The 13,685-nt window shown below is 72.6% G+C and carries 8 protein-coding genes, 2 tRNA genes and 1 pseudogene; 6 read left to right on the top strand and 5 right to left on the bottom strand.

Going from position 1 to position 13,685, the window contains the following annotated elements:
- Nucleotides 1-186 precede the first annotated feature (186 nt).
- Nucleotides 187-1,836 carry a long-chain fatty acid--CoA ligase gene (locus RLT59_RS18035; protein ID WP_311304345.1) on the top strand — a complete coding sequence of 550 codons (1,650 nt, stop codon included), beginning with the start codon at nt 187-189 and terminating at the stop codon, nt 1,834-1,836.
- Between the two features lie 104 nt (nt 1,837-1,940).
- Here RLT59_RS18035 and RLT59_RS18030 read toward each other — a convergent pair whose 3' ends face one another.
- Nucleotides 1,941-6,533, bottom strand: coding sequence for a response regulator (locus tag RLT59_RS18030; protein ID WP_311304344.1), 4,593 nt, complete (start codon nt 6,531-6,533; stop codon nt 1,941-1,943).
- A 213-nt stretch (nt 6,534-6,746) separates the two neighbouring features.
- A complete protein-coding gene (locus RLT59_RS18025; protein ID WP_311304343.1) occupies nt 6,747-7,208 on the bottom strand; it encodes an SSI family serine proteinase inhibitor in 462 nt (153 codons plus the stop codon).
- Nucleotides 7,209-7,432: 224 nt separating this feature from the next.
- On the opposite strand from RLT59_RS18025, the gene RLT59_RS18020 reads away from it, so the two are divergent.
- A tRNA-Ser gene (locus RLT59_RS18020) sits at nt 7,433-7,523 on the top strand.
- A gap of 205 nt (nt 7,524-7,728) precedes the next feature.
- A tRNA-Arg gene (locus tag RLT59_RS18015) sits at nt 7,729-7,801 on the top strand.
- A 91-nt stretch (nt 7,802-7,892) separates the two neighbouring features.
- On the opposite strand, the gene RLT59_RS18010 is transcribed toward RLT59_RS18015, so the two are convergent.
- A complete protein-coding gene (locus tag RLT59_RS18010) occupies nt 7,893-8,525 on the bottom strand; it encodes a TetR/AcrR family transcriptional regulator (RefSeq protein WP_311304342.1) in 633 nt (210 codons plus the stop codon).
- Between the two features lie 52 nt (nt 8,526-8,577).
- On the opposite strand from RLT59_RS18010, the gene RLT59_RS18005 reads away from it, so the two are divergent.
- The gene (locus RLT59_RS18005) at nt 8,578-9,342 is read left to right on the top strand and encodes an SDR family oxidoreductase (protein ID WP_311304341.1); all 765 of its coding nucleotides are present in this window, start codon (nt 8,578-8,580) and stop codon (nt 9,340-9,342) included.
- A 183-nt stretch (nt 9,343-9,525) separates the two neighbouring features.
- Here the strand turns inward: RLT59_RS18005 and RLT59_RS18000 are convergent, their stop codons facing one another.
- Both RLT59_RS18000 and RLT59_RS17995 read right to left on the bottom strand, forming a co-directional pair.
- Nucleotides 9,526-10,725 (bottom strand): NAD(P)/FAD-dependent oxidoreductase, encoded by a 1,200-nt coding sequence (locus RLT59_RS18000; protein ID WP_311307765.1) that lies wholly within the window; start codon nt 10,723-10,725, stop codon nt 9,526-9,528.
- A 108-nt stretch (nt 10,726-10,833) separates the two neighbouring features.
- Nucleotides 10,834-11,766 (bottom strand): annotated as a pseudogene (locus RLT59_RS17995) (RNA polymerase sigma-70 factor); the annotation flags it as partial.
- 55 nt (nt 11,767-11,821) lie between these two features.
- Between RLT59_RS17995 and RLT59_RS17990 the strand changes: the two are divergent.
- Nucleotides 11,822-12,730 (top strand): DUF2797 domain-containing protein, encoded by a 909-nt coding sequence (locus RLT59_RS17990; protein ID WP_311304340.1) that lies wholly within the window; start codon nt 11,822-11,824, stop codon nt 12,728-12,730.
- Between the two features lie 29 nt (nt 12,731-12,759).
- The gene (locus RLT59_RS17985; protein WP_311304339.1) at nt 12,760-13,635 is read left to right on the top strand and encodes an amidohydrolase family protein; all 876 of its coding nucleotides are present in this window, start codon (nt 12,760-12,762) and stop codon (nt 13,633-13,635) included.
- Nucleotides 13,636-13,685: the final 50 nt, after the last annotated feature.

The following is a 13,685-nucleotide window of genomic DNA, read 5'->3' as shown; positions in this document are numbered from 1 at the left end:
GAGAGACCTAGGGGACACCGGGGAGACGACCGGGGAGACAACGACGAGGGTGCGGTCATTGCATACGGATGGTGTGATTTTGTCGCACACACCGATCCGTACGTCCTGGAGTAGTGACATACCGATTGGTATGTGCGCAGAATCAGCGGAACCTTACCGCCGCGTAGCGCCCACCGGGAGGACGCAGTGCTCAGCACCATGCAGGACGTACCGCTGACTGTCACCCGCATCCTGCACCACGGGATGACCATCCACGGGAAGTCACAGGTAACGACCTGGACCGGAGAGCCCGAGCCGCAGCGGCGCAGTTTCGCCGAGATCGGCCGACGGGCCACCCAGCTCGCCCATGCCCTGCGTGAAGAGCTCGGTATCGACGGGGACCAGCGCGTCGCCACGCTGATGTGGAACAACGCCGAACACGTGGAGGCGTACCTCGCCATCCCGTCCATGGGCGCCGTGCTCCACACCCTCAACCTGCGGCTCCCCGCCGAACAGCTGGTCTGGATCGTCCAGCACGCCGACGACAAGGTCCTCATCGTCAACGGCTCCGTGCTGCCTCTCCTCGCACCGTTGCTCCCCCGGCTGACGTCGCTGGAGCATGTGGTCGTGACGGGGCCGGGTGACCGGTCCGTGCTGGACGGTGCCGTGCCCCGGGTGCACGAGTACGAGGAGCTGATCGCCGGCCGGCCGACCAGTTACGACTGGCCCGAGCTGGACGAACGCCAGGCCGCCGCCATGTGCTACACCTCCGGCACCACCGGGGACCCGAAGGGCGTCGTCTACTCCCACCGTTCGGTCTACCTGCACTCCATGCAGGTCAACATGTCCGAGTCGATGGGCCTCACCGACCGGGACACCACCCTGGTGGTCGTCCCCCAGTTCCATGTGAACGCCTGGGGCCTGCCGCACGCGACGTTCATGTCCGGCGTCAACATGCTGATGCCGGACCGCTTCCTGCAGCCCGCTCCGCTCGCGGACATGATCGAGCGCGAGAGGCCGACCCACGCCGCCGCCGTCCCCACCATCTGGCAGGGGCTGCTGGCCGAGGTCACCGCCAACCCCCGGGACCTCACGTCCATGGCCCGCGTCACCATCGGCGGCGCCGCCTGCCCGCCCTCCCTCATGGAGGCGTACGACAAGCTCGGCGTCCGGCTCTGCCACGCCTGGGGCATGACGGAGACCTCGCCGCTCGGCACCATGGCCAACCCGCCCGGCGGGCTGACCGAGGAGCAGGAGTGGCCGTACCGCATCACGCAGGGCCGGTTCCCGGCCGGTGTCGAGGCCCGGCTGGTCGGGCCCGGCGGCGAGCACCTGCCGTGGGACGGCGAGTCGGCCGGTGAGCTGGAGGTACGGGGCGCCTGGATCGCCGGCGCGTACTACGGCGGTGCGGACGGCGAGGCGCTGCGGCCCGAGGACAAGTTCAGCGAGGACGGCTGGCTGAAGACCGGTGACGTCGGCGTGATCAGCGACGACGGCTTCCTCACGCTCACCGACCGCGCCAAGGACGTCATCAAGTCCGGCGGCGAGTGGATCTCCAGTGTCGAGCTGGAGAACGCCCTGATGGGGCACCCGGATGTGGCGGAGGCGGCGGTCGTGGCTGTTCCGGACGAGAAGTGGGGCGAGCGCCCGCTGGCCACCGTCGTCCTCAAGGAGGGGGCGAGCGCCGACTACCACGCGCTGAAGGCGTTCCTCGCGGAGCAGGGCATCGCCAAGTGGCAGCTGCCCGAGCGCTGGTCGGTCACCGCATCCGTCCCGAAGACGAGCGTCGGGAAGTTCGACAAGAAGGTGATCCGCAAGCAGTACGCGGAAGGCGAGCTGGACATCACGCAGCTCTGAACCACGCGGCCACGGCCTTGGAGAGGACGAGGGCGGTACGGGTTCACCTCCCGTACCGCCCTCGCCATGTCCGTACCGCTGTGGTCACAGCAGCCGTACGGCGGTCAGTTCGTGCCGATCTTCGCGAGCAGGTCGACGATGCGGGCCTGCACCTCGTCGCTCGTCGAACGCTCGGCGAGGAAGAGCACGGTCTCGCCCGAGCTCAGCTTCGGCAGGTCGGACTGGCTCATGTCGGCCGAGGTGTAGACGACCAGCGGGGTGCGGTTCAGCTGGCCGTTGGCGCGCAGCCAGTCGACGATCCCGGCCCGGCGGCGGCGTACCTGCATCAGGTCCATCACCACCAGGTTCGGCCGCATCCGGGTCGCGAGCGAGACCGCCTCGCTGTCCGTGGCGGCACAGGCGACCTGCATGCCCCGGCGCTCCAGCGTCTGCGTCAGCGCGTCCGCGATGTCCTCGTGCTCCTCGATCAGGAGGACCCGGGGCGGGTGCTGCTCGCTGTCGCGCGGGGCGAGCGCCTTCAGGAGCACGGCCGGGTCGGCGCCGTACGCCGCCTCCCGCGAGGCCTGCCCCAGACCGGCCGTCACCAGCACCGGCACCTCGGCGGCCACCGCTGCCTGGCGCAGTGACTGGAGTGCCTTACGGGTGATGGGGCCGGTCAGCGGGTCCACGAAGAGCGCGGCGGGGAACGCCGCGATCTGCGCGTCGACCTCCTCGCGCGAGTGCACGATCACCGGCCGGTAGCCGCGGTCGCTCAGCGCCTGCTGGGTGGACACGTCGGGCGCCGGCCAGACGAGCAGCCGGCGCGGGTTGTCCAGCGGTTCCGGGGGCAGCTCGTCGTCCACGGGCTGCGGGGAGGGGCGGTTGGCGACCTCGACCGCGCCACCCGGGCCGTCCAGCGGCTCCGGTCCTTCGGCGGCCCCCTCGTCGGGCGCGCCGATGGCGTACGCGCGTCCTTCGGCCGCCTGAGCGGGCAGCAGCGTGCCCGAGCCCGAGCCCTGCACCGTGCTGCCGGGACCACCTGTGCCGCCGGGGCCGGGGCCGCCCGCGCCGGGGCCGCCCGCGCCGGGCTGCGGGTTCGCCTGCTGCGGCGCCGCGGTGGCGGGCGCCGGCGGGGTGGTCCGGTCGGCCTGCTCGGACGGGGCGCTCTCGAGCGGGTCGCTCTCGGGCGGTGCGGCGAGCTTGCGGCGCCGCCCTGCGCCGCCGAGCGTCTGGTTCTGCTGGTGCGCGATGTGCTGGGCGAACGGCACGCCCTGCCCGAGCGTCCGCACGCTGAACGCGCGCCCGTGCGTGGAGTCCGAGGAGCCTCCGGGCATCGGCGCCTCGGCCGGCAGCGGCTGCCTCCGCGCGTCCGGCCCGGGTACGAGGGTCCGCGGACGGGTCTCGTCGGGTACGGGGGGACCGTCGGGGCCCACGGGCCCGGTGGGGGCACCGGTACGGCTGCCGTCGGAACCGCGGGTGTTGCCGGCGGCAGTGGCCGTGGCCGTACCCGTGGTGTGCGTGGTCTGACCTGTGACGGGCCACTCCGCGTCGCCTGCGGGCTGCTCCTCGGGAGCGCCGGGAGTGCCCGGAACCCCGGGAGTGCCCGGAACCCCGGGAGCCGCAGCAGCAGCCGCAGCCTGGCCCTGTGCCTGGGCCGGTAGGCCGTCCTGCTTCCAGTCATCGCCGTCCTGCTCCCAGCCATGGCCAGGTGCGGCGGACGGCGTCGGCTGTGCGGTGGGGGAAGCGGGCGCGGCCGGGGCAGCTGGGACGCCTGGGGCACCCTGGGCTGCCGCGTCGGCGTTCGCGTCCGAGTGCCGGGCCCGGCGGCGTCCGGTCGGGAGCGGGTGGGGCTGCGGCGGGGTGTGGTCATGGTCCGCCGGACCGGACATGGCGTCGTGCTGCCCCATCGGCGAGGCGTCGGCCTCGGGGGCCAGTGGCATCCGATCGGCGGCGGCGGGCGGCAGTGCGAAGGGGACCCGGGGGCCCGTCGGCTCGGCCTGAGCGGCCCGGTCCTGTGCGGCGGAGAGCGCGCGCCGGGCCCGTCGCCCGGTCGGCTGCTGGCGCGCGGGTACGGGGGCGGATTCCGGAGCGGGCGGCGCGGGACGGTCCTCCTGCGATGTCGCCCGCCTCCGGGGGGCGTCGTCGAGATCGGAGTACGCCATGGAGCCCTCGGACTCGATGGCGTTCCCCGGTGGCATGGCGGCCGGAAGAGCCAGCCGGCCCTCCCCGCCCTGGTTCTCGCCGCCCCGGCGCGCCCGGTGTCCGCCGGCCGGTACCGGTGAAGGTGCCTCGGCCGGAACGCCCCGCGGCGGCACGGTCTGCCCGCGCTGCGGACGGCCCCCGCCTCCCTGAGCGCCCTCGGCAGCCGTCACCACGGACCCCTCGGACGGGGCCCCCGCCGCAGCGGGCAGCGCCAGGGCCTGCCCCGGCCCCTGCTGGGCGTCGGCGGCCCGAGCCCTGGTCTCCGCCGGACTGGGACGCCCACGCCTGCGCCCGGATCCGCCGCCCCGCTCGGCCGGGCCCAGCCCGTTCGGGTTCGCCCCGCCTTGGCCGACGGCAACCGCACCCGCATCGGCAACCGCACCCGCATCAGCAACCGCACCCGCATCTGCGGTCGAGGCGCCGGCGGCGTACGGGTCCACCGACGGGCCCGCTGCCGGATCGACGTACGGCACCGCGGACCCGTCCACGCCTTCCGCCACGGGCCGGCGCCGGGCCCGCCGTCGGCCGGTCGGCTCGGCCGCCCCGGTGTCCCCGTTCGCGGCTCCGGGCACGTCCGCGCCCTCGGAACCGCCCACAGGGCTCTCCAGGAAGGCATCGGTGGAGGCCCTGCGCGCCCGGCGCCGCCCCCCACCGCCCGTGCTCCCCGCAGCCCCAGGAACCTCCAGAGCCTGAGAAACCTCAGGAACCTCAGGAACCTCAGGAACCTGAGGAACCTGAGAAGCCTGAGAAGCCTGAGGAACTTCCAGCGCCTGCCCCTCCGGAGAAGCCGGATCCATGGCGGGCGCCGGAGCCATGGGAGGCACCACCGCTCCCGAGCCGGCGCCCAGCGGCACTTCGAGCACGTACGCGCTGCCGCTCATGCCCGGCATCTCGTGTGTCTGGAGCACGCCGCCGTGCGCCCGCACGATCCCGCGCACGATCGGCTCGTGCACCGGGTCTCCCCCGGCGAACGGTCCGCGCACCTCGATCCGTACGACGTCACCGCGCTGCGCGGCCGCGATGACGACCGTGGAGTCGACGTAGCCGCCGCCCGGCACCAGCCGGGCCTTGCCGGTCGAGTCGACCCCGGCGACGTCCGCGACGAGGTGCGCGAGCGCGGTCACGAGCCGTCCCGCGTCGACCTCGGCCTCGATCGGCGGGGCGTGCACCGCGAACTGGGCGCGGCCGGGGCCGATCAGCTCGACCGCGGCGTCGATACCGGCGGTCACCACGCCGTCGAGCAGCACGTTCGTCTTGACGAGCGCCTCCGAGCCGGCGTCCAGACGCTGGTAGCTCAGTACGTTGTCGACGAGCGTCGTCATCCGCGCGTAGCCGGCGGCCAGGTGGTGCAGGATCTGGTTGGCCTCGGGCCACAGTTGGCCCGCGGGGTCGGCGGCCAGCGTGGACAGCTCGCCGCGCAGCTCCTCCAGCGGTCCGCGCAGCGACTCGCCCAGGACGGCGGTCAGCTGGGTGTGACGGGCGGACAGCTCCGCCAGCTGCCCGGCCTGTTCCTGCATCCGGTCGGCCTGCTCCTCCAGCGCGGAGGCGTGGCGCTCGGTCCGGTCGGCCAGCTCGGCCGCGTGCTGTTCCGTGAGCCCGGTGATCTCGGCGGCGTGGTTCGCGGTCAGTTCGGCGACGGCGGCGGTATGGCGTGCGGCAAGCTCGCTGACCTCGGCCGCGTGCTGTTCGCCGAGCTCCTCGTACGGCCTGCGGTCGGTGAACGTCATGACCGCGCCGACCAGCTGGTCGCCGTCCCGCACGGGCGCCGTGGTCAGGTCGACCGGCACCTGCGCGCCGCTCTTGGACCAAAGGACCTGCCCGCGCACCCGGTGCTTGCGACCTGACCTGAGCGTGTCGGCCAGCGGCGATTCCTCGTAGGGGAACGGCTCGCCCTCGGCCCGCGAGTGCAGGATCAGCGGATGCAGTTCCTGGCCGCCGAGGTCGGTGGCGCGGAAGCCGAGGATCTGGGCGGCGGCGGGGTTGACCAGGACGACCCGGCCGTCCGTGTCGGTGCCGACGACACCCTCGGACGCGGCCCGCAGGATCATCTCGGTCTGCCGCTGCGAGCGGGCCAGCTCGGCCTCGGTGTCGACGGTGCCCGAGAGGTCGCGCACGACGAGCATCAGCAGCTCGTCACCCGTATAGGTGCCGTTGTAACTGGTCCGGACGTCGTTGTACGCGGCCTGCCCGTCCTCCAGGCTGGCGCTCGTCACCTCGACGGGGTACTCGTTGCCGTCGGTCCGCCGCGCGGTCATCCGCGTGGGCTTGGTACGGCCCCGCTCGTCCGCAGCCTCCGGCCTCCGCATCGACCCCGGGATCAGCTTGGAGTCGAACTCCGGCAGCAGATCGAGCAGTCCGCGACCGACGAGCGCGGTGCCCGGCGTCTCGAACATTTCGAGGGCGATGGTGTTGGCGTTGACGACCGTACCGTTGCAGTTGACGAGCAGGAGCCCGTCCGGCAGGGCGTCGAGTATGGCTGCGAGGCGAGCAGCGCCTCGGGATGGCCTGCTGCTCACGACGACGCTTCCTCCCTGATTACTGCACCTTGCCGACAGCGGCCCCATCTTGCCCCTCGGGCCTCAGGCTGTCACTGGAGGAGTCTAAAGGCAGGGGAGGGGCAAGGGGCGGCGGATGAGGGGGAGCTCTCACCAAGGTTCTGTGCACGCGGTGTACGACTCTGGCCCATTACGTGCCCCCGCGCGCCCTCCCGCGCCCTGTGCGGCCGCTGCTCAGCGGACGTTCGGGAGCACCGGACGCAGACTGTTCCAGCGCCCGATCTCGCACCCGTTGGTCCGGTCGAACGCGGCATCGATGCTTCGCCCGCGCCAGCTACCGGTGATCCGTGCGGTGGCGGGTCCGCCGAACTGCTGCGTGCACATCGCGTCCCGGGACACCGGCGAGAACGGATCCGTGCTCTCGCCGGGCAGCTGCGCCAGCCGCTCGCAGGCCTGCCCCGCCACGGGGTGGCTGCCGCGCGCCGGCTCGCACTCCAGCTCGTAGCTGCCGTCCGCCTCCGGGTTCCCGGAGCCCGAGACGACCACGGTCAGGTGCGTCGGGCCGTCCGTGCCCTGGAGCACCGGCAGCGACAGCAGCGGCCGCGGCAGCGGACCGTCCGAAGCCATGGCGCCGGGTGCGGCGGCGGACAGGACAGCAAGGGACACGCCAGTGGTGAGGGCGAGGCGACGCAGCATGCGGGCTCCTGTGGTCGTGCGCGTCGGCGTCAGCGGCCGGCGACCGAGAAGAACGGCGGGGGCGGCGCCCCCGCATGACTAACGCTCCGCACGCCACGGGGTTGCGCAACCGCAGGCGCTTTGCCCTCGCGGCCGACTGCCTAGTACCGTAGGCACCGATTGGTGACGCGGCTCGCTGCTGTGACATCATCTGCACGCACCACCCGCGCTCGCGTGGGTGTGCTGGAGGCGTCGCCTAGTCCGGTCTATGGCGCCGCACTGCTAATGCGGTTTGGGTCTTAAAGCCCATCGAGGGTTCAAATCCCTCCGCCTCCGCGTGAACACCGAAGCCCCGAGCCACTGGCCGGGGCTTCGGTCGTATCCGGGCCGGGACCGCCCGGCACAGGCCTGCGCCCCGACGCCGCCGAACGGGTGTTTCCCCAGCTCAGCAGCGGTCCGGCTAATGGATTTCGCGTGACGCCGCAGGTCATGTAATGTTGTTCTCGCAACGCCGACGGGGCACAAAAGCCCAGGACGCCAAGCACTCGTAGCTTAACGGATAGAGCATCTGACTACGGATCAGAAGGTTGCAGGTTCGAATCCTGCCGAGTGCACAGCAGGCCAGAGGCCCCCAGGAGGAATCCTGGGGGCCTCTGGCATTGTCCGTGCTGCGGGGTCTGCGCCCCAGGGCGGGCGTGGGTCGCCTCAGTTGTTCCGGTGGGTGGGGACGGCGTCCTCGCCGAAGGACGCGGTGAGCGCCTGTGCGATCAGGTCGGGCAGCTTGGTGTGTCCGTCGTCCTCGACCCAGCGGGTCAGTGCCGTGTACATCGCGGCCATGCAGGCGCTGGTCGCCGCCTGGGCGCGGAACGCGGCGTCGGGGTCGGTCGCGGTTTCCCCGAGGGCGTCGACGATGGCCTGTTGCAGTGCGTACTGGCTGTCCAGGTGCCGGGCCCGCAGTGCGGGTGTCGCGACCATGAGGCGGAGGCAGTCCAGCAGGAACGCTTCGTCCGCCGCCTGTTCGTCGCCGTTGCCCCCGGTCGAGGCCGCGGCTGCGTCGATGAGCGCGCCGCCGACGCGGCGTACCAGGGGTTGCGTCGCGGGCGACGCGGCGATGTGCTCGGCGATGAGCCGGCCGGGCTGGTCGATGAGGACGAGGTCCTCCTTGGTGGGGAAGTGCCGGTACACGGTCATAGCCGAAACGCCGGCAGCCTCGGCCACGTCGGCCACCGTCACCGCGTCGTAGCCGCGGTCGGTGAACAGCCGCACCGCATGCGACTGGATCAGGCGCCGCGTCTCGGAGCGTCGTCGTTCTCGCAGGGTTGGTTGCCGCTCACTCATGTGCTAGACACTACCATTGTGTTAGTGACTAACACTTGGATGGGGTGAGGTCATGGGTGATCTGACGGGCAGAACGGCTCCGGTGACGGGCGCGTCGCGCGGCATCGGACAGGCGGTCGCGGCTCGGCTCGCGGCTGAAGGGGCCACGGTCGTCGTGCACTGCGGCACGGACGAGAGCGGGGCCACGGCGACGCTCGACGCGGTGGAACGCGCCGGTGGGGCCGGATTCACGGTACGAGCCGAGCTGGGCTTGGACGGTGACGTCGAGACACTCTTCGCCGGTGTGGAGGCCGGCTTGGCGGGTCGGCCGCTCGACATCGTGGTCAACAACGCGGCGGCCGCACCGGCCGGTCCGCTCGGCGTGACGACCCGGGCGGATTTCGACCGCCTGTTCGCGGTGAACATGCGAGCGCCGTATTTCATCATCGAGCGGGCGCTGCCGCTGCTCCGCGAGGGCGCCCGGATCAGCTCGGTCTCGTCGGTGGCGACCCGGATGGCCAACCCGGCTCAGACGTCCTTCGCCATGACGAAGGGCGCGATCGAGACGATGACCAGGACTCTCGCCGGCCAGCTCGGCGCCCGGGGAATCACGGTGAACGCGGTCGCTCCCGGCGCCACCAGGACGGCGGCCAACGGAGCGTTCTTCGACGTGCCGGGCCTCCCCGAACAGATAGCCGGCATGACGGCGCTCAACCGGCTGGGCACGGCCGACGACGTAGCCGACGTGGTCGCCTTCCTTGCCTCCGACGCCGCCCGCTGGGTCACCGGTCAGATCGTCGACGCGAGCGGTGGCCTGTTCCTCGGTCCGCGCGTCTGACCGGTGTTCAGCGGTCTCGGTACGACCCTGCCCCCGTGTGACCGGTGTTGAGGCTGGAGAATCCGCACACCGGCCACGTCGGCAGGGATGACGAAAGAGACGAGGAAGAGCCCGTGAAGAGACAGGCCCCGCGCCTGGTCGCCGTTTGGCGGGAGTGAACGGCGCCCGGCGCGGCGGCAGGCGTCAGGCCTCGGCGTTGACGGCCGAGGGTTCCTGGGTGCTCGCCCGTACGAGCGGGCGGCGGCGGGTGGGCATGCCGAAGGTGGGGTTGGCGACTCCCCAGGCCGCGCCCTTGCAGACCAGTTCCTTGTAGAGGGCGGCGAGCCGCCCCGTCAGGGCTGCCCGGACCGAGCGGTCGTCGGCGGTGACGTACTGGATCACGCCCTCCTTGCGGCCCAGCGAGACGCACTGGTTGAAGTAGCGGAGCGGGGTGTGCGGGGGCTTCGTGCCGGTCAGGCGGGCCGCGATGCCGTCGGCGGCCTGCCATGCCGTGGGGATGCCCGAGGCGCATGACATCCGGAGGGGTTTGTCGCCGGGGCCCATGGCCAGGGCCGCGTCGCCCACGGCGTACACGTCCGGGTGGGAGACCGAGCGCATGGCTCCGTCGACCACGATCCGGCCGGTTCCGGTGACTTCGAGGGCGGTGGCCCGCGCGATCGGGTGGACGGCGAAGCCCGTGGTCCAGACGGTGACCTCGGCCGGGATGGGCGTGCCGTCGGCGGTGGTGACGTGGTCGGGCTCGACGCCCGTCACGGCGGTGTTCTCGTGCACGGTGATGCCGAGCTTGTCGGCCACGCGGCGCAGGTGGCGGCGGCTTTTGGGCGAGAGCCAGTCGCCCAGCGCGCCCCGGGCGGCGAGGGCGACGTCGAGGTCCGGGCGGGCCTCGGCGATCTCGGTCGCCGCCTCCAGCCCGGTGAGGCCGCCGCCGACGACGACCACGGTCCGGCCGGGCTCCAGGCGGGCCAGCCGTTCGCGCAGCCGGAGTGCGCCGGGGCGGCCGGCGATCTCGTGGGCGTGCTCGGCGGTGCCGGGGACACCGTGGGGGTTCCAGCCGCTGCCGAGGGCGTACACGAGGGTGTCGTAGGCCAGTTCCTCCCGCGCGCCGGCCGCGTCCGTGACGGCGACCGTCCTGCGGTCGACGTCGATGCCGGTGACCTTCGCGAGCCTCGGCTCGACCCCGGTCCCGGCGAACATCTCGCCGAGGGGCCGGGGCCTGAGGTCCTGGCCGGTCGCCAGCTGGTGCATCCTGACCCGCTCGACGAAGTCGGGCTCGGCGTTGACGAGGGTGATGGAGACGTCTTCGCGGCGCAGCCGCCTGGCGAGGCGCCCGGCAGCGGTGGCTCCGGCGTATCCGGCTCCGAGGACGATGATTCGGTGCTGCATATCCCTGCTCCTGTCTCGCGCGGGTTCGCCCCTTGAACCGGGCGGCCCGTCGTTTCCTGACAGGGGTGGGATGTGACGTGGGTCACGTCGGATTGTTAGAACGGTGAACAGGGGGTTCCCGTGGTCGCCGGTGGCCGCCCAGTGCCGGGTCGCGCGTTCGAGCTTGTCGGGGTTGACCTGGTTGAGGATCGCGGTGATGCCCTCTGTGGTGATCTCCAGGCACATGATCCCGACGATCCGGCCCTCGAGGACCGCCACGATGGCGGGGGCGCCGTTGGCGGTCGTGACGTGGACGTCGGGCGAGCCGCCGACCAGGGCGCGCTTGGCCTTGCCGGGTTTGAACAGTCCCCGCATGAACGTGGCGACCGCGACGGCACCCTCGAACGCCTTGGCGCGGGCCGGGACCTTTCCGCCGCCGTCACCGACGGAGACGGCGTCCTCGGTGAGCAGCCGCACGAGCGGCTCGGTCCGGCCGCTGGTGGCGGCGGCGAGGAACTCCCCGACGATCCGCCGGGCGGTCGCCTCGTCGACCTCGGAGCGGGTCCTGCCGTCCGCGACGTGCTTCTTGGCGCGGTGCAGGATCTGCTGGCAGGAGGCTTCGGTGAGGTCGAGGATCTCCGCGATCTCGCGGTGCCGGTAGCCGAAGGCCTCCCGGAGCACGTACACGGCCCGCTCGTTGGGGGAGAGGCGTTCCATGAGGACGAGCACCGCGTAGGAGACCGATTCGCGCTGTTCCGCGGTGGCGGCGGGGCCGAGCATCGTGTCCCCGGCGAGCAGCGGTTCGGGCAGCCACTGGCCCACGTAGGTCTCGCGCCGGGCGCGGGCCGAGGTGAGCTGGTTGAGGCACAGGTTGGTGAGGACCTTCGTCAGCCAGGCCTCGGGGACCTCGATACGGCCGACATCGGCGGCCTGCCAGCGCAGGAACGTGTCCTGCACGGCGTCCTCCGCCTCGCTCGCGGAGCCGAGGAGACGGTAGGCGATGGCCTCCAGGCGGGACCGTGAGGCCTCGAACCGCTCGACGTCGCTCGCGCTCAGGGGCATGGCCCGAATCCTAGACCCGCGCCCGTTGTCGGTGTCCGGTCGTAGGGTTCCTCGCATGGAATGGCAGTGCACCGGGCTTCGGTGGCCGGAGGAGCGGGGTGGTCCCGTGCTCGGGTGGCGGAAGGAGCGCGAGGTCCGGGGGAGCGTGCTGGCGTACGGGAGCGCGTTCGGGTTCCGTGCGGAAGGGGTACGGGGCTGCGCCGGGGCGCGGGGGAACGTGTGTCCGGTGGGGGCCGTGGTGCCCGCGCGGAGCACCGGGGGCCGGTGTCCCGAGTGCGGGCGGCTGGACCGGGCGCATTCGGTGGCGGCCGACACGATCCCCGATGACCCGCGCACCTACCGCGTGTACCTGGCCTGGTTCGGGCCCGGGATGGTGAAGGTGGGGATCACCGCGGAGGAGCGCGGCGCGGCCCGACTGCGGGAGCAGGGGGCGGTGGTCTTCAGCTGGCTGGGGCGCGGTCCGCTGATGGCGGCGCGCCGGGCGGAGGAGCTGCTGCGGGCCGCGCTCGGGGTGCCGGACCGGATTCCCTACACGCGGAAGCGGGCGGTGCGGGCACGGCTCCCGGAGGTGGAGGAGCGGGCCGGCGAGGTGGCTGAGCTGTACGGGCGGGCCGTGGCGCTCGACGGGGGCGGCTGGCCCGAGGCGCTGGAGCGGCTGCCGTTCGAGGCCGTCGACCATGCGGGGATCTTCGGGATCGGGACGGGGGCGGGGGCCGGTGATGGCGACCGCGAGGGTGGCCTTGTGCGGGTGGTGACCGGGCTGGTGGGGGGAGGCGCGGTCGCGGGGCGGCTGGTCGCGGCGGCCGGTCCGGATCTGCACCTGGAGACCGCTGCGGACGGTGTCGTCGTGCTGGACACCCGGCTGATGACCGGCTGGGCGCTGGCGGCGGCCGGTCCGGGGGCCGGGGTGAGTGTGCGGACCGCCGGCATCGGGGGCGCTGTCTCGCAGGACGGGCTGTTCTGAGATCGTCGGGGCGATCCGAGGAGGAGCATATGGCTGACGAACGCGACGACGTGGTGCGGTTCCGGGAGCGGCTCGGGCTGCCCGGACTCATCGACGTCCACACGCACTTCATGCCGGAGAACGTGCTGCGCAAGGTCTGGGCCTACTTCGACGCCGTCGGCCCGCTGACCGGGATGGAGTGGCCGATCACCTACCGGCAGGACGAGGACGAACGGCTCGCGCTGCTGCGCTCGTTCGGCGTGCTCCGGTTCACCTCGATGCTCTACCCGCACAAGGCGGGCATGGCGGCCTGGCTGAACGGCTGGGCGGCCGGGTTCGCGGAGCGGGTGCCCGACTGTCTGCACACCGCCACGTTCTTCCCGGAGGAGGGCGTGGAGGCGTACGTGACGCAGGCCCTCGAAGGGGGCGCGCGGGTCTTCAAGTCGCACCTCCAGGTCGGGGCGTACGACCCGAACGATCCGCTGCTGGACCCCGTGTGGGGGCTGCTCGCGGAGGCGGGCGTCCCGGTCGTCATGCACTGCGGGTCCGGGCCCGCCCCGGGCAAGCACACCGGGCCCGAGCCGGTCGGCCGGCTGCTGGCCAGGCATCCCCGGCTGCCGCTGATCGTGGCGCACATGGGGATGCCGGAGTACGCGGAGTTCCTGGCGCTCGCGGAGGCGTACCCGGGGGTGCGGCTCGACACGACGATGGCGTTCACCGACTTCACCGAGGGCTTCACCCCGTTCCCGGCGGTGGAACGGGGACGGCTGGCGGCGCTCGGGGACCGGATCCTGCTGGGGACGGACTTCCCGAACATCCCGTACCCGTACGCCCACCAGCTGCATGCCCTGGAGCGGCTGGAGTTCGGGGACGACTGGCTGCGGGCGGTCTGCCACGACAACGCGAAGGCGCTGTTCGACTGCTGAGCCGGCCGTCACCGCCTTCCCGCTTCCGGGCTTTCTCAGGGAATTCACAG

This window comes from Streptomyces sp. ITFR-6, from assembly GCF_031844725.1.
GTDB lineage: Bacteria > Actinomycetota > Actinomycetes > Streptomycetales > Streptomycetaceae > Streptomyces.
The sequence above is the reverse complement of the archived record's forward strand: the minus strand, read 5'-3'. Positions and strand labels throughout refer to the sequence as shown.